At 61.1% G+C, this 22,725-nt stretch carries 17 protein-coding genes and 5 tRNA genes; 11 read left to right on the plus strand and 11 right to left on the minus strand.

The features are described from left to right. Positions 1-76: 76 nt before the first annotated feature. The 3 genes from ANI01nite_RS15340 to ANI01nite_RS15350 all read right to left on the minus strand — a co-directional run bounded on the left by ANI01nite_RS15340 (position 77) and on the right by ANI01nite_RS15350 (position 961). Positions 77-150 (minus strand) — tRNA-Arg (locus ANI01nite_RS15340). A gap of 137 nt (positions 151-287) precedes the next feature. Beyond that, positions 288-827, minus strand: coding sequence for a GNAT family N-acetyltransferase (locus ANI01nite_RS15345; protein ID WP_141359032.1), 540 nt, complete (start codon positions 825-827; stop codon positions 288-290). A gap of 60 nt (positions 828-887) precedes the next feature. Next, positions 888-961: transfer RNA gene (locus ANI01nite_RS15350), tRNA-Arg, on the minus strand. Positions 962-1,278: 317 nt separating this feature from the next. On the opposite strand from ANI01nite_RS15350, the gene ANI01nite_RS15355 reads away from it, so the two are divergent. From ANI01nite_RS15355 to ANI01nite_RS15365, 3 genes are all read left to right on the plus strand, one after another. Beyond that, on the plus strand, positions 1,279-3,111 hold the full coding sequence (locus tag ANI01nite_RS15355) for a phosphoenolpyruvate carboxykinase (GTP) (protein ID WP_141359034.1): 1,833 nt from the start codon (positions 1,279-1,281) through the stop codon (positions 3,109-3,111). A gap of 168 nt (positions 3,112-3,279) precedes the next feature. Continuing rightward, a complete protein-coding gene (locus ANI01nite_RS15360; RefSeq protein ID WP_141359036.1) occupies positions 3,280-3,807 on the plus strand; it encodes a PadR family transcriptional regulator in 528 nt (175 codons plus the stop codon). Then, positions 3,804-4,886 (plus strand): alpha/beta fold hydrolase, encoded by a 1,083-nt coding sequence (locus ANI01nite_RS15365; protein WP_170214669.1) that lies wholly within the window; start codon positions 3,804-3,806, stop codon positions 4,884-4,886. Before ANI01nite_RS15360 ends, ANI01nite_RS15365 begins: the two co-directional genes overlap by 4 nt. A 67-nt stretch (positions 4,887-4,953) precedes the next feature. On the opposite strand, the gene ANI01nite_RS15370 is transcribed toward ANI01nite_RS15365, so the two are convergent. The 4 genes from ANI01nite_RS15370 to ANI01nite_RS15385 form a co-directional block, all read right to left on the minus strand. Continuing rightward, complete coding sequence (locus tag ANI01nite_RS15370; RefSeq protein ID WP_141359040.1) at positions 4,954-6,129, minus strand: globin domain-containing protein; 1,176 nt, start codon at positions 6,127-6,129, stop codon at positions 4,954-4,956. A 144-nt stretch (positions 6,130-6,273) separates the two neighbouring features. Next, positions 6,274-6,732 (minus strand): RrF2 family transcriptional regulator, encoded by a 459-nt coding sequence (locus ANI01nite_RS15375; protein WP_141359042.1) that lies wholly within the window; start codon positions 6,730-6,732, stop codon positions 6,274-6,276. A 77-nt stretch (positions 6,733-6,809) separates the two neighbouring features. Beyond that, positions 6,810-7,280, minus strand: coding sequence for a hypothetical protein (locus ANI01nite_RS15380; RefSeq protein WP_038993806.1), 471 nt, complete (start codon positions 7,278-7,280; stop codon positions 6,810-6,812). Between the two features lie 12 nt (positions 7,281-7,292). After that, positions 7,293-8,717: a phosphomannomutase/phosphoglucomutase gene (locus ANI01nite_RS15385; RefSeq protein ID WP_141359043.1), complete on the minus strand. Its 1,425-nt coding sequence runs from the start codon at positions 8,715-8,717 to the stop codon at positions 7,293-7,295. A gap of 176 nt (positions 8,718-8,893) precedes the next feature. Here ANI01nite_RS15385 and ANI01nite_RS15390 point away from each other — a divergent pair, with 176 nt between their 5' ends. Both ANI01nite_RS15390 and ANI01nite_RS15395 read left to right on the plus strand, forming a co-directional pair. Continuing rightward, positions 8,894-11,014 carry a RecQ family ATP-dependent DNA helicase gene (locus tag ANI01nite_RS15390; protein WP_066144069.1) on the plus strand — a complete coding sequence of 707 codons (2,121 nt, stop codon included), beginning with the start codon at positions 8,894-8,896 and terminating at the stop codon, positions 11,012-11,014. Between the two features lie 30 nt (positions 11,015-11,044). Next, the gene (locus tag ANI01nite_RS15395) at positions 11,045-11,959 is read left to right on the plus strand and encodes a hypothetical protein (protein ID WP_141359044.1); all 915 of its coding nucleotides are present in this window, start codon (positions 11,045-11,047) and stop codon (positions 11,957-11,959) included. Positions 11,960-12,914: 955 nt separating this feature from the next. Here the strand turns inward: ANI01nite_RS15395 and ANI01nite_RS15400 are convergent. After that, positions 12,915-13,006 (minus strand) — tRNA-Ser (locus ANI01nite_RS15400). Positions 13,007-13,069: 63 nt separating this feature from the next. Continuing rightward, a complete protein-coding gene (locus ANI01nite_RS15405) occupies positions 13,070-15,157 on the minus strand; it encodes a prolyl oligopeptidase family serine peptidase (protein ID WP_073707519.1) in 2,088 nt (695 codons plus the stop codon). Between the two features lie 56 nt (positions 15,158-15,213). On the opposite strand from ANI01nite_RS15405, the gene ANI01nite_RS15410 reads away from it, so the two are divergent. Beyond that, positions 15,214-17,229 (plus strand): FAD/NAD(P)-binding protein, encoded by a 2,016-nt coding sequence (locus ANI01nite_RS15410; protein ID WP_141359045.1) that lies wholly within the window; start codon positions 15,214-15,216, stop codon positions 17,227-17,229. A gap of 48 nt (positions 17,230-17,277) precedes the next feature. On the opposite strand, the gene ANI01nite_RS15415 is transcribed toward ANI01nite_RS15410, so the two are convergent. Further along, positions 17,278-17,365, minus strand: a tRNA-Ser gene (locus tag ANI01nite_RS15415). 62 nt (positions 17,366-17,427) lie between these two features. Here ANI01nite_RS15415 and ANI01nite_RS15420 point away from each other — a divergent pair. The 5 genes from ANI01nite_RS15420 to ANI01nite_RS15440 all read left to right on the plus strand — a co-directional run bounded on the left by ANI01nite_RS15420 (position 17,428) and on the right by ANI01nite_RS15440 (position 22,411). Next, the gene (locus ANI01nite_RS15420; protein WP_170214671.1) at positions 17,428-18,405 is read left to right on the plus strand and encodes an NAD(P)H-quinone oxidoreductase; all 978 of its coding nucleotides are present in this window, start codon (positions 17,428-17,430) and stop codon (positions 18,403-18,405) included. A 111-nt stretch (positions 18,406-18,516) separates the two neighbouring features. Next, positions 18,517-20,751, plus strand: coding sequence for a carbon starvation CstA family protein (locus ANI01nite_RS15425; protein ID WP_254590828.1), 2,235 nt, complete (start codon positions 18,517-18,519; stop codon positions 20,749-20,751). A 2-nt stretch (positions 20,752-20,753) separates the two neighbouring features. Further along, complete coding sequence (locus ANI01nite_RS15430; protein ID WP_073707480.1) at positions 20,754-20,945, plus strand: YbdD/YjiX family protein; 192 nt, start codon at positions 20,754-20,756, stop codon at positions 20,943-20,945. Positions 20,946-21,050: 105 nt separating this feature from the next. Continuing rightward, the gene (locus ANI01nite_RS15435) at positions 21,051-21,500 is read left to right on the plus strand and encodes a hypothetical protein (protein ID WP_141359048.1); all 450 of its coding nucleotides are present in this window, start codon (positions 21,051-21,053) and stop codon (positions 21,498-21,500) included. A gap of 68 nt (positions 21,501-21,568) precedes the next feature. Continuing rightward, entirely contained in the window at positions 21,569-22,411 is an 843-nt protein-coding gene (locus ANI01nite_RS15440) for an aldo/keto reductase (protein ID WP_038993813.1), read from the plus strand. Positions 22,412-22,610: 199 nt separating this feature from the next. Here ANI01nite_RS15440 and ANI01nite_RS15445 read toward each other — a convergent pair. Further along, positions 22,611-22,685: transfer RNA gene (locus ANI01nite_RS15445), tRNA-Thr, on the minus strand. Positions 22,686-22,725 lie beyond the last annotated feature (40 nt).

Genomic DNA, 22,725 nt, shown 5'->3' on the forward strand with positions numbered 1-22,725 from the left:
TCCCTCGCGGTGCCTGCGTTGAATCAGCAGGAATAACAAAAAAATTCCCACTCGAATGAGTGGGAATTTCAATTTGTGCGCCCAAAGGGATTCGAACCCCTGACCTTCTGTTCCGTAGACAGACGCTCTATCCAGCTGAGCTATGGGCGCTTATTCAATTGCTTGCCGTCTTGACGACTTGAATAACTTTACACGAGATTTTCCGGGAGCAATAACCAAAACGGCCAAAAGTGCGGTGTTTCACAAAATAACTAGTCGACTTCGGAATCGACGGAGCTGGAGGCCTGCTAATCGTGCAAGATCGCCTGGTAGAGGTAATGATCCTGCCAGCGTCCGGCGATCTTCAGGTAGTTCGGTGCCATCCCTATGCGGACGAAGCCGTTCTTCTCGAGAACGCGCTGCGACCCGTGATTGTAGGGGAGCGTGCTGGCTTCCAGCCGGTGCAGCCCCAGGTCGTTGAGCGCTGCGCTGCGCAAGGCGGCTACGGCTCGGGAAGCCAAGCCGCGGCCGGTGTGCTCATGATCGATCCAGTAGCCCAAACTGGCGCTTTGGAATGCGCCGCGGACCACGCCGCTGATGTTGAAGCGACCGATGAGCTGCTTGTGCTCGAAGAGCCCGAAAGGGAAGGCTAGTCCGCTCCGCCGCGCTTCTGCGGCTGCGGCGAGGCTTGCCGCCTGATGGGCTTCGGTGAAGAACTCGGCGGGACGGGCCGGTTCCCAGGGTTGAAGGTGCTGCCGATTGCGCCGGTAGGACTCGGCGAGTTGCCGCGCGTCGGCAATTTCCAACGGGCACAGGCTGAGGTGGCCATCCAAGGCGACGTGGTTCATTGGCTCATTCCTTGCGGGAAACAAAAAATTCCCACTCGATCGAGTGGGAATTTCAATTTGTGCGCCCAAAGGGATTCGAACCCCTGACCTTCTGTTCCGTAGACAGACGCTCTATCCAGCTGAGCTATGGGCGCATATTCTTTTGTTTAGCTCGTTCTCACGAACCTCGAATAACTATACAGGTCGATTTCGCGCTGTACAAATCGACGGGCAAAGCTACTGGGCCCAGGTGAACAGAAGGTTATGTGAAGACATTGAAAGGGTACCGGTCTACGTGACCTTAGTCACTTAATGCGGGTGCGCTGGTTAGCCTAACCCCCGGAATTACGGGAATTTTCTCTTTTTGGTCCCCGGGGTTTCACTTTCATGAGGTTTCGATCACACGGCGCGGGCGTCGCGCACAACCTAGCCTTGATTTATTGCAAGTTCAGCCCAATGGAGGGAATGGATAATGAGCACGAGCTCGGATCAGAACGTTATCGACGCAGCACCTACTTCGCACGCGAAGTTGGCATCCTGGGTCGAGGAAGTTGCCGCACTGACGAAGCCGGATCGTGTTTATTGGGTTGATGGGTCTGTCGAAGAGAATGATCGCCTGACTGCCGAGCTGGTTGAAGCCGGTACCCTGGTCAAGCTGACCGATCCGAACTTCCCCAACTCCTACGCCGGTTTCTCGGACCCCAAGGACGTGGCCCGAGTCGAAGAGCGCACCTTCATCTGCTCCGAAAAGGAAGAAGATGCGGGCTTCACCAATAACTGGGAAGACCCGACCAAGATGAAGTCCATGCTCAACGGCCTGTTCGATGGCTCGATGCGCGGACGCACCATGTACGTTATCCCGTTCGTCATGGGACCGCTGGACGCAGAAGTACCTGCCTACGGCGTGGAAATCACCGATTCCGCCTACGTTGTCGCCTCGATGCGCATCATGGCCAAGATCGGCAATGAAGTGCTGCGCAAGATGGAAGCCGAGAACGCCTTCTTCGTTCCGGCCCTGCACTCGGTCGGCGCACCCCTGGAACCAGGCCAGGAAGATGTTCCATGGCCATGCAACGAAGACAAGTGGATCGTGCACTTCCCTGAAGAGCGCGCCATCATGTCCTACGGTTCGGGCTACGGCGGCAACGCGCTGCTGGGCAAGAAGTGCTACTCGCTGCGCATCGCCTCGGCCATGGCCCGCGATGAAGGCTGGCTCGCAGAGCACATGCTCATCCTGAAGCTGACCAGCCCGCAGAACAAGTCGTACCACATTGCCGCGGCCTTCCCATCGGCCTGCGGCAAGACCAACCTGGCGCTGCTGGATCCAACCATCGAAGGCTGGAAGGCCGAAACCCTGGGCGATGACATCAACTGGATGCGCATCGGCAAGGACGGCGAGCTGCGCGGCGTCAACCCTGAGTACGGCCTGTTCGGCGTGGCTCCAGGCACCGGCTGGTCCACCAACCCGAACGCCATGCGCGCCATCTCCAAGGGCAACAACATCTTCACCAACGTTGCGCTGACCGATGAGGGCGGCGTCTGGTGGGAAGGCATGACCGACGAGGCCCCAGCGCACCTGACCGACTGGCTGGGCAACGACTGGACCCCTGAGTCCGGCCGTCCTGCAGCGCACCCTAACTCGCGCTTCTGCACCCCGATCGATCAGGTCGACATGCTCTCGGACGACTACTACTCGCCAAACGGCGTGAAGATCGACGCGATCCTGTTCGGTGGCCGCCGCAAGACCACCATCCCGCTGGTGACCGAAGCCCGCAGCTGGACCAACGGCATCTTCATGGGTTCGACCCTGTCCTCGGAGACCACCGCGGCCGCTGCCGGCGCAACCGGCGTGATCCGCCGCGACCCAATGGCGATGCTGCCATTCATCGGCTACAACGCAGGCGACTACCTGAACCACTGGGACAAGATCTCGGACAAGCTCAACCCGGGGCAGATGCCGAAGATCTTCCTGGTCAACTGGTTCCGCCGCACCGCTGACGGCGGCTTCGCATGGCCAGGCTTCGGCGACAACTCGCGCGTGCTCAAGTGGGCCATCGAGCGCATCGAAGGCACCGCTGACGCCCGCGAAACCATCATCGGCAACGTCCCGACCGGCGAGTCCCTGGACCTGACCGGCCTGGAAGGCTACACCCCAGCCGACGTCGAAGCGGCCGTTGCTGTGAACAAGGACGAATGGGCCGTGGAAGTCGAAGGCATCGAGGAATGGTACGCCAAGTTCGGCGACGCCCTGCCTGCTTCGCTGCGCGCCGAGCTCGACGGCCTGAAGGCCCGCCTGAGCGCCTAGCAAAACTGGTTCTCCCGCAGATCCGCACTTGGGAACGCCCCGGCCACTGGAATTCCAGTGGCCGGGGTATTTTCATGCGCAGCCAGGGAATTGTCACAATCTGGGTACAGTTTCCACACGCCGGGCCGAAGTGGGTGCAAAATCAACTATGTGTGAAAAGATTGCCCTATGGTTTTGGCACGATTGATTCTCGGGCTGCTGTGCTTGTCGCCCATGACTGGCTACGAGCTCAAGAAGCACTTTGACTCCTCTATCAACCACTTCTGGAACGCGGACAAGGCGCAGATCTACCGCACGTTGGCGCAGCTGGTGGACAAGGGGTATGCCACCGTGCGCACCGTCGCCCAGTCGAACTATCCGGACCGCCAGGAACACCACATCACCGAGGCCGGTCGCGAGGCGCTGGTCCAGTGGCTATCTGCCGGGGCCGTGCAGTCTCCCGAACGGGATCCCTTCATGGGGCAGGTGTTCTTTGCTGCCGAACTCGAGCGCGATGAGATCCAGAATCTGCTGGAGGAACGCCGCCAAGCCACGCAGTACACCCTCGATGACTACCTCTCCCAGCGCGAAGGCATTGACATGCGCGCCGCTGCGGACCGTCGCAGCTTCCTGATGGCTGCCACACTTGACCATGCAATCCGACAACAAGCCGCGGAGCTGGAATGGCTCGACGCGGTATTGGAGTACTTGCCATGACTGCAGCCAAAGACCAGAACAAGACCCCTGCAAGCGATGCATCACGCGATGCCACCGATTATCCGGAAGTGCATCCCGGCCGGCATCACGATGCCCAGCGTTCGATGCAGACGCTGGTGTTCCTCCATGGCGGAAACGTCGGCAACTGGAGCTGGGACCCGCAGGTGCTGGCCTTTGGCGACTACAACATCCTGACCCTCCACCTGCCGGCCTTCGGCGCCCGGTTCGAGGAAACCTGGGAAGGACTGGAATCCGCCGCCGATGACGTCGCGGCCTTGATCGCCGACGAAGTTTCCGAAGGCGGCGTGCACCTGGTAGGCATGTCCCTCGGCGGCGTCATCGCGCTGCATGTGGCGGCACGGCATCCGGAACTGGTTGACTCCGTGATGATCACCGGAACACCGGTGACCGGCGTGGGCCAGGCGGCCAGGGCTTTCCAGCGGATGCAGCTCAAGCTCATCGGCAGCGAGTGGTACTGGCGATTCCAGGCCGGAGCCTACGGCATGGTGGATGACGAGCGGGAGCTGTTCACCGAGCATGGCGTGAAACTGAAGGCCGAGAACCTGCGGGCCATCATGGACGAGATGGATCCCGGGGGACTTCCGGAGAAGCTCGACTCCTACCAAGGTCCGGTGCTGGCCCTGGTCGGAGCCAAGGAGCCGAAGGTGGTGCAGAAATCCTTCGAGGCGCTGCGCGCCAAGCTCCCGCAGGTGATCACGCGCGTGGTCCCTGGCATGCACCACCAATGGAACATCGAGAACCCGATCCTGTTCAACTCGGTGCTGCGCAAGTGGATCTCAGAGGAAGGGCTGCACCAGATCCTGGTGGACCCGCAGGCCGCGAAACCGGCACGCGGCGCCAAGGCTGCGCCAGCCGAGCAGCCTGCCGAAGCTCCGGAATCCGAAGACCGCGATGCCGATCTGCCGGCACCGCCAGTCCAGGAGGCGGAGGCGAAGAAGCCTGGAAAGCTCGGCGGCAAAATCGATCCGCGGAAGCTGGGTCCGAAGAAATTCGACTTCAAGAAGAAGGCCCCGCAGCAGGGTGATCACCCGGAATCTGCCGTGGATACCGGAAAATAGCGGCAAAAAGGTGCTGCAGGTGGATTCCCCATGATTCCACCTGCAGTACAGTTGCAAGACCTGGATGCTAGGCGGCCAGCCACACATCCGGGCCGAAGACCTCATAGTGGATCCGCTCGGCTGGGATGCCGGCTTCCAGTGCCTGGCTGCGCGCGGCATGCATGAATGGCAGCGGGCCGCACAGGTACACCTCGGCGTCCTCGGCCAGTGCATCGGTCAGATCCATGTAGCCGGCCTTGGCGTTCAGCTCTTCCGGCAGTTCGCCGCGTTCGAACCAGGTGCCCAGGGTGGCCTGGGGCAGCTTGGCGATGGAATCGAGCATCTGCTCACGCAATGGCCAGGCACCCACTTCCTGGTCTGCATGCAGCACGGTGACCTTGCGGTTGGAGCCGCGTGCGGCCAGGGTCTGCAGCGCGGCGGCGCTCGGGGTGCAGCCGATGCCAGCGGTAGCGATCACCAGCGGCGCGCCCTCCTCATCGATGACCAGATCGCCATACGGATTCGACAGCTCGAGCACGTCGCCGAGCTTCAGGTCGTTGTGGATGACCGGGGAGAATTCGCCGTTCACATCCAGCTTGACGGTGATGGTGCGGCGGTTGGCCTGCTCGATATCGCTGCTCAGGGTGTACTGGCGAACCTGGCGGACGCCGTCGGCCATCGGCATGCGGACCGAAACGAACTGCCCTGGCTTGGCGACCGTTGCCGGGGTGTCGTCAGCTGGCTCGAAGCTGAAGCTGACCGAATCGATACCGGTTTCGGTGCGTTCGACAAGCTTCCACGGGGTGTAGATCTCGGCGTTGGCCTGCTGCGCGTACAAGCCCTTCTCGATCTTGATCAGCGCATGGGCCATCAGCCAGTACACCTCGGTCCAGGCCTCGGCGATCTCCGGGGTCAGCGCATCGCCCAGATCTTCGGCGATGGCATCGAAGAGGTGCTTGTAGACGATCGGGTACTGCTCCTCGACGACACCGAGGGAGGTGTGCTTGTGGGCCACGCGGGCAAGCATGGTTTCCGGGGCGACGCCCGGGTGCTTGACCAGGTAGGTTGCAAAGACCGCGATGGATCCTGCCAAGGCCTGCTGCTGGGTGCCGTTCTTCTGGTTCGAGCGGGAGAAGACTCCGTCGAGCAGTTCAGGGTGGGCGGCGAACAGGCGGTTGTAGAAGTTCGGGGTAATGCTGGAAATGCGCTCTGCGATGATCGGCAGCGTGGCTTCAATGACCGGGAAGGACTTGGTGGACAGCATCGGGTCTCCTTGGGCGTAGGTGATTACTTGTATCTGAAATACAAGATTTATGATTCATTTCTACGCTCAGTAGAAAAGGATTGCAAATCAATTGGCCGGTTTCGCAACAGAAGTGACCGGTATCACTTCATGGGTGAAGTGGAACTAGGAAATGCCGCGCACCGTAGGGAAGGGGAGCAGCGTGATGGGCTCCGCTGCTGACGTCGGGCAGATATCCCTGATAGTCAGCGGATCCAGCGAGGCGTAGAAGGCTTCGCGTGCCTGGCGGAAGACCGCCCGCAGGCGGCAGTTGCCCGAGAGCGGGCAGTTGGATTGCGCGTCATGATCGGTGCAGTCCACGATATCGGTGCGCTTGTCCAATTTGCGCAGCAGCCCGCCGAGGGAAAAATCCAGCGCTTCTCCGCTCAAGGCGGCGCCGCCGTTGCGGCCGCGGGTGACCTGCAGGATGCCCAGCGTGCGCAGTTCCAGCACTGCCTTGGCAACGTGGTTGTAGGGAACCCCGACCGAATCGGCGATCTCGCGGCTGGTCAGTTGCCCGGTGCCGGGAGTTGCCAGGACCATCACGGTCCGCAGGCACACGTCGGTGAAGGCACTGAGTTTCATGCTTCCCACTCTACGCGGGAAAAGCGCTTCGGGGTCGGCATAGTGACTATGCCGACCCCGAAAGCACCCGATGCGGGCTAGAGCGCGTTGGCCCAGATGGCTTCCGCCGACTCCGCCGCCGGCTCATCGAAGTGCCATTCTCCGCCTGGCTCGGCAGGCATGGTGTACGGCTGCACGATGGCCAGCGCGGCACCGATGCGGTGCTCGGCAACAATGTGGATGGCGTCCTGGTCATTGTCCTGGAGCAGCACGTCGGAGGCGACGGCGATGGCCTGGAAGTGGGTGCCCTGCTGGTTCAGCACCTGCATCAGGTCGGCAACCATGGCTTCGGTGTCGATGTCGGCTTCCGGATCCTCGGGATCGTCCGTTGGCGGAACCGCAATCAGGCGCAGCTCCGGCTCGTCTTCGCCTTCCTGCGGTTCCAGCGCGATGGCGAAAGGCAGGAACACGCCCTGCTCTTCGAGCTGTTCGCGAGCTACGCCCAGGGCGGTGCCCAAGACCTTGTTCAGCGCGTCCTTGACGCCTTCATCCAGTTCTTCGAGGTTCATGTCTTCCCTTTGCTAGTTGGCGACGGTGTTTTCACGCACGATAGCCAGCACGGCATCGCGAATGGGCTCAATGATCTGCGCGGTGCGGCCCTCGCCGTTGAAACGCAGGTACGGTTCGGTGTTCGACGGGCGCAGATTGATCCACCAGCTGCCGTCGGCCGCCGAAATGGTCGTGCCGTCCATGGTCGTCACGTCCACGGGCTGGTCCTGGAAGTGGGACACCACGCGGGCGGTGGCTCCGGCCTTGTCCTCCACCTCGGAATTGATTTCACCGGTGGCAACGTACGGCTCGTATTCGGCGCCCAGCTCGGAGAGCGGCAGGTCTTGCCCGCCCAGGGCGGCCAGCACATGCATGGCGGCGAGCATCCCGGTATCGGCATTGTAGAAGTCGCGGAAGTAGTAGTGGGCCGAATGCTCGCCGCCGAAGACCGCGCCCTGGGCGGCCATCTCGGCCTTGATGAAGGAGTGTCCCACGCGGGTCATCACCGGGGTGCCGCCGGCCTTGGCGACGAATTCCGGCACAGCCTTGGAGGTGATCAAGTTGTGGATGATCACCGGGGATTGTTCGCCGGCGGCCTGCACTCGCGCGATTTCGCGCACCGCAACCAGTGCGGTGATGGCCGAGGGGGACAGCGGCAGGCCGCGCTCGTCGATCACGAAGCAGCGGTCGGCATCGCCGTCGAATGCCAGGCCGAGGTCGGCGCCGTGCTCCAGCACCGCTGCCTGCAGGTCCTTGAGGTTCTCCGGTTCCAGCGGGTTGGCGGGGTGGTTGGGGAACGTGCCGTCCAGCTCGAAGTACAGCGGGATGATCTCCAGCGGCAACTCGGCCAGCACCGTGCCCCCGAGGACTGCAGGGGTGGTCATGCCGCCCATGCCATTGCCGACGTCCACCACGATCTTCAACGGGCGAATGGATGACAAGTCCACTAATTCCCGCAGGTAGGCTGCGTAGTCGGCCAGCACATCGCGTTCGCTGATGCTGCCCTGCGGGGCATCGCCGGAGACCGGCAGGCCCTCGTCCAGGTACTGCTGGGCAAGATCGCGAATGTCGAAAAGGCCGGTTGCCGAGGAAATCGGGCGGGCGCCGGCCTTGGACATCTTGATGCCGTTGTACTGGGCGGGATTGTGGCTTGCGGTGAAGACGACACCGGCGGCATTGAACTTGCCCGAGGCGAAATACAGCTCATCGGTGGAAATCAATCCGAGCATGACCACGTTGGCACCGCGGTAGGTGGCGCCGCGGGCGAAGGCCTGGGCGAATTCCGCGGAGGACGGACGCATATCGCCGCCAACCAGCACGTCCTTGCCGGACAGCGACAGCACGTCGACAAAGGCAGCGCCAATAGCTTCAATTGCTTCGGCATCCAGGGTCTCGCCGACCACGCCACGCACGTCGTAGGCCTTAAAGCTCTGATTCAGGTCAATCTGTTCACTCACGCCTTTCAGCCTACCGGCTAGGCCGATTCAAATCATTGAGATGCAGGCGAATCCAGGTGGGAAATGCCTAACATTTCTGCTGATGGATCCTTGCCGCACCTCCGCCGGGCAGAGCCCATCCACAATCAGCGGGCGCCGCGAGCCAAATCGTAGGCGGGAACTGAAATACTGGAGGCATGGATGGCTCAACGCAAGTGGATCTGAAAACGCTGGCACTGCAGAAGCTGCGCGCCCTGGTGCAAAACCCGGACGCGCAGTTCCATGACGGACAGTATGAAGCGATCAGCGCGCTGGTGGCCCAGCGGCGCCGTGCACTCGTCGTCCAGCGCACCGGCTGGGGCAAATCCGCGGTGTACTTCATCGCTTCCCTGCTGCTGCGCGAACAGGGCTACGGGCCAACACTGATCGTTTCGCCGCTGCTGGCCCTGATGCGCGACCAGGTCGCGGCCGCGGAGCGTGCGGGCGTCCGCGCCGCGGCCATCAACTCGGCCAACGTGCTCGAATGGCGCGAGATTCTCGAAAAGCTGCAGCGCAATGAGCTCGATGTGCTGCTGGTATCCCCGGAGCGCTTGAACAATCCATCCTTCCGCGAGCAGCAGTTGCCGATGCTGATGCAGCGCCTGGGCCTGCTGGTGATCGACGAAGCGCACTGCATTTCTGACTGGGGCCACGATTTCCGTCCCGACTACCGCCGCATCCGGGATCTGATTGCCCGGTTGCCCCAGGGCCTGCCGGTGCTGGCGACTACCGCCACCGCGAACAGCCGAGTCGTCCAGGATGTGGCCGAACAGCTGGCCGGAGGCACCGAAGAGGTCTTCACGCTGCGCGGCACCCTGGCCCGCGACTCGCTGCGCCTGGGTGTCCTGCGCCTGGCTTCGCCGCGGATGCAGTTGGCCTGGCTGCTCAGCCACATCGAGGACTTCAAGGGCTCGGGGATCATCTACACCCTGACGGTTTCTGGCGCAGAGGATATTGCCCGACTGCTCAAGGACGCCGGGCACGAAGTTGCCGCGTACACCGGACGCACCGATCTGGAAGAACGCGAACGCCTTGAGCAGGCGTTGAAGAACAATGAAGTGAAAGCGCTGATCGCCACCAGCGCCTTGGGCATGGGCTTCGATAAGCCGGACCTCGGCTTCGTGCTGCACGTCGGTGCGCCCAGCTCGCCGGTGGCCTACTACCAGCAGGTGGGCCGTGCCGGACGTGGAAGCGTCAACGCGGATGTGCTGCTGCTGCCCGGGCCCGACGACTCGGAAATCTGGGAATACTTCGCCACCAGCTCCATGCCGGACCAAGAGCGTGCCACCCAGGTGCTCGAGGCCCTGGCCAAGGCCGACGGGGCGATGAGTGTCCCGGCGTTGGAAAGCGCGGTGAACCTTCGGCGCTCGCCGCTTGAGCTGCTGCTGAAGGTCCTGGCGGTGGACGGCGCAGTGGAGCGCGTGGCTGGCGGCTGGATGCGCACGGACATGCCGTGGACCTATGATGCCGATCGCTACAAGCGGGTGGCGCAGAGCCGGGTCCATGAGCAGAACCTCATGGTCAGCTATGAGAACACGCGTGGCTGCCGCATGCAGTTCCTGACCGATGCGTTGGATGACCCGCAGTCCGCGCCGTGCGGCCGGTGCGACAACTGCGCCGGCGTGTGGTTCGACGACCATATTCCCGACGACTCCAAGGACAGTGCGCAGGCGGCCTTGGGCCGGGTGGGTGTGCCTATCGAGCCGCGCAAGCTGTACCCCTCCGGACTGGATCGGCTGGGCTACGCGCTCAAAGGCAAGATCCCTGTTGACGAGCAGGTGGCCATGGGCCGTGCGCTGGCCCGGTTGACCGACCTCGGCTGGGGCAACCGCTTGCGCCAGATCTTCGCCGACCCTGCCGACAACCCGATCGACAAGGCGATGTTCGAGGCCTGCATCAAGGTGCTGGCCGAATGGAACTGGGAGGAACGCCCGGTGGGTGTGGTGGCCATGCCATCGAATAAGCGCCCCCAGCTGATCACCTCGCTGGCCCAAGGCCTGGCCGAAGTAGGTCGGCTGCGCTATCTGGGCCAGCTCGAATATCGCGGTCCCGGACCGCAGAACGGTCCCGGAGGAAACTCGGCTTTCCGCGTTGCCGCGGTAGCTGATGCGTTCGAACTTCCAACCCAGCTTGAACAGCTCATTGCCAATGCTCCAGGGCCGGTGCTGCTCGTTGACGACCTGGTCGATTCGCGGTGGTCTATCGCGATGGCTGGACGGGCCTTGAGGATCGCCGGCGCTCCGGGTGTCATGCCTTTCACTTTGGGCGTAGCTGGGTAATCGCACAGTTAAACAAAGTAGTCTGGAAGCATGGAATTTCTCATCTGGCTCGTTGTCCTCATTGCAGTGATTGCCCTGGGCTACTTCGGTCTGCAAGCGCTTCGCAAGAAGAACACTGCGCAAATCGCGCAGGCGATTTCCCGTGAGGCGGCACAGGCCGCGAACGCGAGACTAGATGATGCTTCCCGCAATTCGGTGTACCGCAATTTGGCCAAGGGCGACATCATGGGCGCGGTCAAGGACTTCCGCGAGGCTACCGGCGACTCGGTCAAGAATTGCGTGATCGCAGTCCGCAGCCTCGACAAGTACCCGCAGACTGCCCCTGCCAAGGAAATACCGAACGATGATACCGAGCTCAAGGCCCTGGGCGAGAAGCTCGAAGCCCAAGTTGAACGCGAAGATCGAGAAGCGGCGGCAACTGCCGCTGCCGAGTCAGCGCCAGCATCGGCCGATGATCCCTGGGTTGTTCCCCAGGAATGGAGCGAGCAGTTCAGTTCCCTCCAGGAACCCAGTGCCACGCATTTCAAGATGGCATTTGAGCTTGATGGCGAGAGTCGCGAGTTTTCCAGCGAGCAGCTGCCGCCCAATGAATACGACCAGCTGTTCTCGATGCTGCGGGATTCCAACTTTGAAGCAGCGGCAAAGATTCTCCACGGCTATACGGACCTGCCGGTCGAGGATTTGGAACGCATGATCTCCACATCCCCAATGTCTGGCGCGAACGCCACCGGGAATGTCGCAGACTTCCGTTTTGAAGGCCAGGGACCGGATGGCCCTGTGCATTTTGATGCTGCCGAGCTTCCGGAAGCTGAACGCGAAGCGCTCTTCGATGCCATCGCAGATACCGATCTGGAACGGATGTCGGAAATTATCGTCCGCCATACGTCGTTGCCGGAAGATATCGTGCAGAACATGCTGCGGACTTTCGTGAAGCGCGAGGATTAGCAGCGGCAATCCAGTGACGTTGGATGGTCAGCCATTTGCGCCCCCGACTGGACCGGCAACTGGCCGAAGTCGACGCGGTGTGCTCGCCCGTTCGCGTTTTCTGCTCGCAAGCTATTGGCACTGCAGGTCAGTGCGACGGCGAAAAAGAACGTCACCGCAATCAGGCCGGCGCTTCGGGTGATTGCTTCTAGTGCCCTAGGATGCCCAACGTGTACTTGTGCCCGGGTGGCGCATGGACGTGCCTAAGGCGCGCCAAACGACTGTTAGCGATTCCCAGAGCATGTTTGCCGAAACGGACCACTTTACGAAATGCTGGTCAACTTTCAATGCGCCAGTCGGGAATTTTCTTCGTTAAGCAGGCAACCCGCCAGTTTTGGGGGAGACTGACGGGCTTCACCATTTCGAGGTCGCGTTTGGGGGCTGCGAACTCGATGCCTGACTGGTGATTCTTTGATTGGCATAAGCCAATGGCAACTGTAATACCAGAAGAGCAAAATTAGAAGTGGAACGAAGAAATTAAATACTTTTCCCAGTTTGAAAAATTGCTAGGCGTTAAAGGTTTAACGACGTATTCTAGGCTTAGGTTTCACGCTGGGCAATCGTTTTTGGGGAATCGAAAGTCCTTGAAGAAACAGAATGGGGATTCTGTTTCTTGGCGCAAAACTCGCACCTGGCCCCCGCTGATGCATCATCAGCGGGGGCTGGACTAATTTAAACAGCAAATCTTGTGGCCAATATAGGCTTCCGCATGGCATTTAGTTGATGTCGAATGACGGTGAATTGAACTGCACCGGTTGTTCTCCATCTGGCCCTGCATTGGGTGTGGCCAAGCGGTGTTGAGTATTTCTCGCGGTTCGCTACGAAAACAGCATGGAGAAGTATTCCGACTGTTTTGACCCACGGGTCTTATCCTTGACCTGGAAACGAAAAAACCCCTAGTTGACTAGGGGTTTTTTGGCGGACACGGGGGGATTTGAACCCCCGGTCGAGTTTTAGCCCGACCCTTCATTAGCAGTGAAGTCCATTCGGCCGCTCTGGCACGTGTCCATCCGCTGTTTCCAGCAGAATCTAGCCTACCTGAAGATGGGTGCGTGTTCCAAAACGAGAGAGCTAACGCACCTGTCGCCACAGGAATTCGTAGCTGGTCGCCAGCATTTTCGCGGTGGACTCGTTGTCCGTTGAGCCGGCATGGCCGCCGTCCTGCGGCTCGTGGTACCTGACGTTGCCAATGCCCAGATCCATCATCTTCGCTGCCATGATGCGTGCCTGCGATGGACCTACACGGTCATCGGACGTCGTGGTCCAAATCAATGAGGCCGGATAGTCATCGACTCGATGAGGCTGATCGGTGAGCCGATGGACGGGGGAGAAGGTCCGCAGGAAGTCCCAGTCCCCGGGAACCTCCGGATCGCCATACTCGGCAATCCAGGAGTGGCCGGCCGCCAACTGGGTATAGCGCTGCATGTCCAAAAGCGGAACGCCGCAGGAGATTGCGCCGAACAAGTGCGGGTAGCCGGCGATCATGTTGCCCATGAGCAATCCGCCATTGGACCGGCCGGTGGCAGCCAAATGCGCTCGGGAGGTTACCCCGCGGGCCACAAGGTCTTGGGCGATGGCGGCGAAGTCCTCATAGGCGCGATGGCGCTTTTCACGAAGCGCCGCACGATGCCAAGCTGGGCCGTACTCGCCACCACCACGGATGTTCGTCATGACGTATACCGGCTTGCGGCCGTCATCGGTGCGGCGCGATAGCCACCCGGTGCCCATCGCCGCTGCGTAGCCGGGCGTCATGCTGTGCTGGAAACCGCCGTAGCCATCCATCAGTACCGGGTTCTTCCCGTCGTGCACCAGATCAGCTGCCGCGACCTGGAAATAGGGAACCCTGGTTCCGTCCGCGGATGTCGCGAAGTGCTGGGTGACTTCAAAACCGTCGGCATCGAAACGATCCGGTGATTTCTTCACAACTTCTGCCTGGGCGCCGACAGTGCCGCGCAACAGGGTCGTCGGGGTGATGAAGCCGGTGATGGTCATCCAATAGTCATCGCCGTGCGCCGGATCTTCATCGTCAACAGCTCCCACCGAGACGCTGAGCATTGGATCCTCCAACGGCATGTTGGACTGGCTGAACTGGTCTGCCAGATCGATGATGCGCACCTGCGAAGCCACGTCGTGCAAGACGGTGAGCAACAGGTAATTGGCGGTGAAGCTCAGTGACTCCAGAGCCGTGTGCGCATCCGGGGTGAATAGGACCTTCTCGATGCTGCCGGACTCTAGGAATGCGTCCAACCGGGCGATGGCCAATGAACCGGCAGCGATCTGCTGGCCTTGGTGTTCCCATTGGGTTTGCGGGGCAAAAAGGACCCACTGCCGGTGGAGGCTCACCTGCACATCGGTTGGTACATCGATCCGATGGTGTTCCCCATCGATGAAGACCCCGGCAGTGGAATTGTAGAAGTCGATGGCGTCGGTGGTGACGATTCGTTCGAATCCGGGAGTCGAGTCGTAGTAGCCGAATGCTGCGACATGTTCCTTGTCGACTTCGAAGAGAATTGGGGCTTGTTCAATTTCCATGCCGCGGCTGAGCCGCCGCAAGGTGTTCGCGTAGGTTGAACGGGTGGTGTATTGCTCGCTGCTTGCGGAACCGACCAGCAAGGTATCGCGGTCAATCCACGAGGCCTGGGTCTTCGCAACAGGAAGGTCGAATCCGTCGGGAACAAAGCTCTTGGACGTCAGATCGAATTCGCGAATGCGTACTTGGTCGCCGCCGTCAGGGCTCAAACGAAGCAGCGCACGCTCATACGTATCACCGGAGGCGGGCCGCAGCAGTGCTGAACCAGCGAAATGCCATTCGTGGCCTTCCTGCCGCGCATGCAGGTCAAGATCCAGCAGCACTTCCCACTGCGGGTTGTCGCTGAGGTAGGAATCCCAAGTGGTGCGGCGCCACAGCCCAAGGCGATGGGCCGAGTCGCGCCAGAAGTTGTAGTAGTGCTCGCCGCGCTTGGTCACCATCGGAATGCGGTCCTGGGCATCGAGAACCGTCTTGATCCGCTGCGCATTTGCGTGGAACGTGCCGTCGTAGAGTTCAGACTCTGTGCGCTGGGTCTGGTTCCGCACCCATTCGAGTGCCGTTTCGTCGTGGATTCCTTCAAGCCAGGAATATGGATCGGTGCTTGCAACCTCAGAAACATGCTCAGTCATGGCCATAGTCTATGCGCCTGGCCCATGACGTGGTCCAAAGGTAATAACCTAGAGAAGTGAACAGCGAGAAAGCAGCACCAAAGAACGAGTTCAGCCTGGTCCTGGTTGGGGCAGGCCCGCGCGGCACCAGCGTGGTTGAACGACTCGCCAATTTGGCGTTGAACCTCCCGGAACAAGGCACCGTCCTGAAAGTGACGGTTTTCGACCCATTCACTCCGGGTTCGGGCCACGTGTGGAACCCGAAGCAGTCCCAGAATTTCCTGATGAACACCCCGTCGTCATTTCCGACGGTTGCCCCCGAACGGGAAGGCGCTGAACCGGGGCTGAGCTTTCGCCAGTTCGTGGAGCTTCGCGGCGACGGAAGAAAACTCACCGACGAGCACGCCAAGCTGATCGAGCGGATTGAACCCGGGACCTATCCCTCACGCGCAATCTACGGCGAGTACCTTGAGCATGTCTATGACCGCAGCGCCTCCATTCTCGCCGCCCACGAGAATTTCAGCATCCAGCATGTTGCCGCAGAAGTGATCGCTGTCCGCCCCGTAGGCAACGCCTACCAGGTCGATTTCAGCAGTGCCCAGGACAGTGCTGAAACCCGTCAGCTCGACGCCGACGCCGTGGTGCTGGCCCTGGGCCACCAGCCGGCTGAGCTGAACCCGTGGCAGAAGCAGCTCGAGGAAGCAGCCGCGCAGGCAGGGGCGACCTACATGCCGCCGAACGTCCCTGCAGACCTCGACTATTCCCGCTTCAAGGAAGGCCAGCCGGCATTGATCCGCGGGTTGGGGTTGAATTTCTTCGACGGCATGGCCGAGCTGACAGCGGGCCGTGGCGGAATCTTCCGCGAGTCCAGCACCGAGCCGGGGCACCGCCTTGAATACATTGCCTCAGGTCGGGAGCCGGCACTGATCGTGGCTTCGCGGCGAGGAACCCCGTACTGGGGCAAACCAGTGGTGGACCAGTTCATTCCAGATGAAATCGAGCTTCGCTACTTCGACGCGCCGGAACTGATTGGACGCCTCGCCGAAGCCCGCGCCACCAATCCTGCCGCGTCCTTGGTGTTCTCACGCCATATTTGGCCGAAACTGCATCGCGACATCCTGTTCGCCTACTACAGCAGCTGTGCCCGCGTGCATGGCGCCCCTGATGGCTTAGGCGAGCGCGAGTTCGTTGAGCGGCTCGAAGCGATTCTCTCTGCCGAGCATCATGAAGGAAGCCAGGTGTGGCTTGGCGAACTGCGCAAATTCATCGAGCAGTTCCCGCAGCTGCAGTGGCTCGACGTTCCAAAGCTGGCCAAGCCATTCGAGGAAGTCGGATTCAACTCCGATGAGCAGTACCAGCAGAGCGTACGCGACTACCTCGTCGACAATGCCCGGCACAGCACCGGTGGACTTGACGACCCGTTGTCCTGCGCGATCATGACGATGAATGCCGGGCGCATGCTGATCAAGGAATTGATCGCTTCGGGCGTGATCGACGAGCAGTCGCGCATCGAGGAAATCCAGGCGCACTTCGAGCCATTGGTCGAAGGGTTGTCATCCGGTCCACCGCTGGAACGCATTGAGCAGCTGCTGGCGCTGTCGCGTGCGGGAATCGTCTCCTTCGTCGGCCCGGATCCGGAGTTCGGCTTCGATGAGGTGTCGGAGCGGTTCACGGCATCCTCGCCGTGGGTCGATGCGGAGGTGCACACCGCGAAGACCATGTGCGAGGCGATGATGCCGAGCAACCGCGTCTTGCAGAATAGCTCTGCGCTGATCAAGCAGCTGTTGGGTGATCATGTGGCGCGCGTGCACAGGTGGAAGAATGCGGAAGGCGAAAGCCTGCCCGGATCTGGTTTCGACGTGGTTGGCGAGCCATACCGTCTGGTCAACAGCGAGGGACTGGCGCACCGTGGGCTGTTTGTGCTGGGATTGCAATTGTCATCTGCGCAGTGGGGAACGGCAATTGCCGCCCAAGCTGGCGACCTGCGCAGGCCTGCGGCCCGGACCTTGCACGACGCGGCCAACGTGGTGAACGAAGTGGCGCGTCTAGCGGGGCTGAACGGCAACGGAGGGTTGAGCGCAGAACAGGATTAAGCAGTTTGGCGGGCTGATCCGAAGATCAGCCCGCCAAATCTTAGAACGCGGATGGTATGGGATTTGAACCCATGAGACGGGGTTGCCGCCTACTGGTTTTCAAGACCAGCTCCTTCGGCCGCTCGGACAACCATCCAACCCGAAAAAGTATACGGCATGAACCCCGCTCGAAAGGAATTGAAGACCATGAACGACGTTATGAACGCCTATATCTACAACGGTGCCGGTGGGTCAGAAGTCCTCGAGCTGGTGCAACGGCCAATTCCGGTCGCTACGGCGGGAGAAGTGCTGGTCAAAGTCGAGGCGTTCGGCCTGAACCGCGCGGATGTGCAGCAGCGCAAGGGCGTGTATCCGCCACCTCCCGGGGCCAGCGACATCCCTGGGCTGGAAGTGGCCGGCACCATCGCGGGCATCGGTGAAGGCGTCAGCGGATGGAAACCGGGAACGCGTGTTGCAGCCCTGCTCGCTGGCGGCGGGTATGCGCAGTACGTCAATGTTCCGGCAGAGCTGCTCATCGAAATCCCCGGGTCGGTATCGACCATCGACGCCGCAGGGTTGCCGGAAGTCGCTGCCACGGTGGTTTCCAATCTCTTCATCGAAGGCGGACTGGGACAGGGGCAGACGCTATTGATCCATGGCGGTGCCGGCGGCATCGGCTCCATGGCCATACAGCTCGCGAAGGCCGCCGGGGCCCGCGTCATCGTCACCGCTTCGTCGGCAGAAAAATTGGACTACTGCCGTGCGCTCGGCGCCGATGAAGGGATCAACTACCGCGAAGAGGATTTTTCTGCCCGCATCAAGGAATTGACCGATGGCAGGGGCGTTGACCTGATCCTGGATGTTGTCGGCGCCAAGTACCTGGGGGAGAACGTCAAGGCGCTCGCCGTCGGCGGGCGGATGGTAGTCATCGGTTTGCAAGGCGGTGCCAAGGCGGAACTGAATTTGGGCCTGCTGATGAACAAGCGGGCGCGGATCATCGGCACGACTTTGCGTTCCCGCCCGCTGGGCGAAAAGGCGGAAATCGTTCGCCAGACCACCACCAAGGTGCTGCCGCTGCTGGAACAGGGAAAACTGGCCCTGAACGTCACCAAGACGATGGACTTCGCGGAGCTGGCCGCCGCCCATGAATACTTTGATTCGGGCGAACACACCGGAAAAGTTGTCATAAAGGTTTAATGCAACGGGGGAACCGGTTGTAAGGTGACTGCGTAGTCATTAAAAACGTGACTTGTTTAATAACCACTGGTCACTCACATCACTTGCACCGTTCCTAGGAGGTTGCTCAAATTGAGGACCCAAAATACCTTGCCACCAGCGGGTGTCGATCCTGAGGTTGCCGAACGCGAAGAAAAGCGCTGGACTCCGGCCAAGATCGGCATCTGGGTTGCCATTGCACTGGTCGGCGGCATCGCATGGTCGATCCTCGCCTTCTCGCGCGGGGAAACCATCAATGCCATCTGGTTCGTCTTTGCCGCTGTCGCGACCTACCTGATTGCCTACCGCTTCTATTCGAAGTTCATCGAGCGCAAGATCGCCAAGCCGGATGATTTCCGCGCTACCCCGGCCGAATCGGTCAATAACGGCCGCGACTTCGTACCCACCGACCGCCGGGTCCTCTTCGGCCACCACTTCGCGGCCATCGCCGGCGCCGGTCCGCTGGTTGGCCCGATCCTCGCAGCCCAGATGGGCTACCTGCCCGGAACCATCTGGATCATCGTGGGCGTGGTGCTGGCCGGTGCGGTCCAGGACTACCTGGTCATGTTCTTCTCCATGCGCCGCGGTGGACGCTCGCTGGGCCAGATGGCTCGCGAGGAACTGGGCTTGATCGGCGGCACCGCCGCGTTGATCGCCACCCTGACCATCATGATCATCATTACCGCCATCTTGGCGCTGGTGGTCGTCAATGCGCTGGGCGAGTCCGCTTGGGGCGTCTATTCGGTGGGCCTGACTATACCTATCGCTCTGTTCATGGGCATCTACCTGCGGTTCATCCGCCCGGGCAAGGTCCTGGAAATCTCCGTCATCGGCTTCGTGCTGCTGATGTTCGCGATCATCTCCGGCCGCTGGATTGCCGAATCCGCGTGGGGTGCCGAGTTCTTCCACCTGGAGCGCACCACCATCGCCTGGGCGATCATCATCTACGGCATCATCGCCGCGGTGCTTCCGGTCTGGTTGCTGCTCGCTCCGCGCGACTACCTGTCGACCTTCATGAAGATCGGCGTCATCGCCCTGCTGGCCGTGGCGATCATCGTTGTCCGCCCGGAAATCGATGTTCCTGCCTTCTCCGAGTTCGCCGGACGAGCTGATGGCCCGGTCGTGGCCGGGCATATCTTCCCGTTCCTGTTCGTGACCATCGCCTGCGGCGCGCTCTCCGGCTTCCACGCCCTGATTTCCTCTGGTACCACCCCGAAGCTGGTCGAGAAGGAAAAGCAGACCCGCTTCCTGGGCTACGGCGGCATGCTGATGGAATCCATGGTGGCCATCATGGCGCTGGTTGCAGCGATCTCCATCGACCGCGGCATCTACTTCGCGATGAACTCCTCGGCTGCCGCCACCGGCGGTACGGTGGAAACCGCCGCGGTGTTCGTGAACTCGCTGGGCTTGGCCGGCGTCAGCCTGGATCCGAACCAGCTGACCGAACTGGCTAATAACGTCGGCGAGAACTCGGTGGTCTCGCGTACCGGTGGCGCACCGACGCTGGCTGTGGGCATTGCGCACATCATGCACCAGTGGTTCGGCGGCACCGCGATGATGGGCTTCTGGTACCACTTCGCGATCATGTTCGAAGCGCTGTTCATCCTGACCGCGGTTGACGCCGGTACCCGTGTTGCACGCTTCATGCTGCAGGACACCATCGGCAACTTCATCCCGAAGTTCAAGGACACCTCGTGGCGTCCGGGCGTGTGGCTGTGCACGTTGATCATGGTCGCCGGCTGGGGCTACATCCTGATCCTCGGCGTAACCGATCCGCTGGGCGGCATCAACACCTTCTTCCCGCTGTTCGGCATCGCCAACCAGCTGCTGGCAGCGATTGCGCTGGCAGTGGTGATGACCATCATCGCCAAGCAGAACAACTTCAAGTACCTGTGGGTTGTCGCCCTGCCGCTGGCCTTCACCGTGGTGATCACTTTCGTGGCCAGCTGGCAGAAGATCTTCTCCGCAGACACCAAGGTCGGCTACTTCGCGAACCACAACGCCTACAAGGAAGCGTTGGCCAATGGCGAGACTTCCCTCGGCTCGGCGGGCAGCGTTGAAGCAATGGAGGCCGTGGTGCGCAACACCGGTGTCCAGGGCTGGCTGTCCGTGGTCTTCCTGCTGCTGACCGCGATCGTGCTGGTCTCGGCTGTCGTCGCAACCATCAAGGCCAAGCGCAACGGCGGCGGCACCAGCACCGAGGATGCGGCCGTGCCATCGAAGATGTACGCACCTGCCGGCTTGATCTCGTCGCCTGCTGAAAAGGAGCTTGAAAAGGCCTGGAAGCAGGTCCCTGCCGAAGCCCAAGTCCAGCGCGGCGGCCACTAGCCATGGCTACGCTTTTGGAACGCCTGGGGCAAGCCAAGAAGTTTGTCGACGGAGTGCTCGGTGCCGACAAGTACCAGCACTACCTGGAACACCACGAACGCAATCATCCCGGCGCCAAGCCGATGACCGAGCGTGAGTTCTGGAAGGACTACACCGACTGGCAGGAAAAGAACCCCGAGGGGCGTTGCTGCTGAACCCGACTGGTTTCGTTTTATGTCGACTGCGTTGCCGGGAACACTGCGGTGATCCCGGTAGGCTAGAACCAGTAATCCATCGGAAACCACCGGCAGAGAAGTGTAATGGCGTTCTTTTCACGACTGCGCGCTGAGCGTGCTGCTACTCGCGAACTCGGCGAGGGCGTCTGGCGTCGCGCACATGACCGTTTCCAGCGGTCATTGGACCGGGTCTTCCAGGTGGTTGAAGGCATCACTGATGTCCAGGTGTACAACGAGCTCGTCAAGGAAGCCAACGAGATGGCAGTGCTCCTGCCGACCGTGCGCCAGCTATGCTGCGCGGCGCAGCGGATCACCCCGAGCAATGACGACACGATCCCGCAGCTGACCTCGGCGGCGCACCGTTCGCTGACCAAGGCGGCCAACGATTTGGCGACGACCGCACAGGTGATCGCGATGATGCGGATGCAGGCGGAAGCCGGCCGGCCGATCGACATCGAGGCGGTGCGCCATCGGGCCAAGCTGGTGGAAGAAGACGTCAGCCGGGCCGCGCAAAATCTCGCTTCCAGCGAATAATTGGGTTTTCCCGATCGCTGGCGTGGTTTTTCGCCGTGCCGCACGCATCGGTGAACTAAATTAGTTGCATGACCCAAACAATCCCTGAACTGAAGTTCCTTGACGGAAACACCATCGACCAGCTTGGCTACGGCGTCTGGAAGGTCGCCGACGCCGACGCGGAAGTCGTCGTTGGCAAGGCCATCGACGCTGGCTACCGCCACATCGACACCGCGCGCATCTACGGAAACGAAGCTGGAGTCGGCCGTGCAGTTGCCGCCAGCAGCGTGCCGCGCGAAGAACTGTTCATCACCACCAAGGTCTGGAACTCGGACCAGGGTTATGAGAAGACCATGGCCGCAGCGGATGCTTCGCTTCAGCGCCTTGGCCTGGAGTACGTCGACCTGTACCTGATCCACTGGTTGCAGCCGAAGCGCGGCACCTACGTGGACACCTGGAAGGCGCTGATCCAGTTGCAGAAGGACGGCAAGGCCAAGTCCATTGGCGTTTGCAACTTCACCAAGGAAGCACTCGAAGAGCTTTACACCGAAACTGGAGTCCGCCCGGTCATCAACCAGGTTGAAACCCACCCGTACTTCCCCCAGACCGAGCTGCGCGCCTACGAAGCCGAGCACGGCATCCTGCATGAGTCGTGGTCCCCGCTGGGCCACGGCGGTGAACTGCTGAGCGACCCAGTACTGGCGGACATCGCCAAGAAGCATGGCGCATCGGCGGCGCAGGTAGTCATCGCCTGGCATCTGGCCCTAGGCAATGTCGTCATCCCGAAGTCGACCACCGAATCGCGCATCGTCGAGAACTTCGAATCATTGAATGTGAAGCTGGACAAAGAAGATCTGGCAGCCATCGCTACCCTGGATCGCGGCGCCGAAGGCCGCATCTCGGCTGACCCGGCCACCGCCGACTTCGAATAGAACACCGACCCCAAGAACGGGCCCTTGGTTTCATCTGGAACCAGGGCCTGTTCGCATATCCCAAGTTGTCGTTGGGGCATACATGGGACGCGAATGAAGTCCGTGGGGTGCAAAGGCCGAACCCAGTTGGCAAGAACCGCTGAAGATGGCGAAAACCCCGGAACCACGAGTTGTTCGCGATTCCGGGGTTTTCTTCACGTGGAGCCCCCTGCCGGATTTGAACCGGCGACCTGCTCTTTACGAGGGAGCTGCTCTACCCCTGAGCTAAGGAGGCCTGTGCCTGCAAACAGGCACCACGTCACTTTATCCGAGGA

Source organism: Glutamicibacter nicotianae, assembly GCF_006539525.1.
GTDB lineage: Bacteria > Actinomycetota > Actinomycetes > Actinomycetales > Micrococcaceae > Glutamicibacter > Glutamicibacter nicotianae.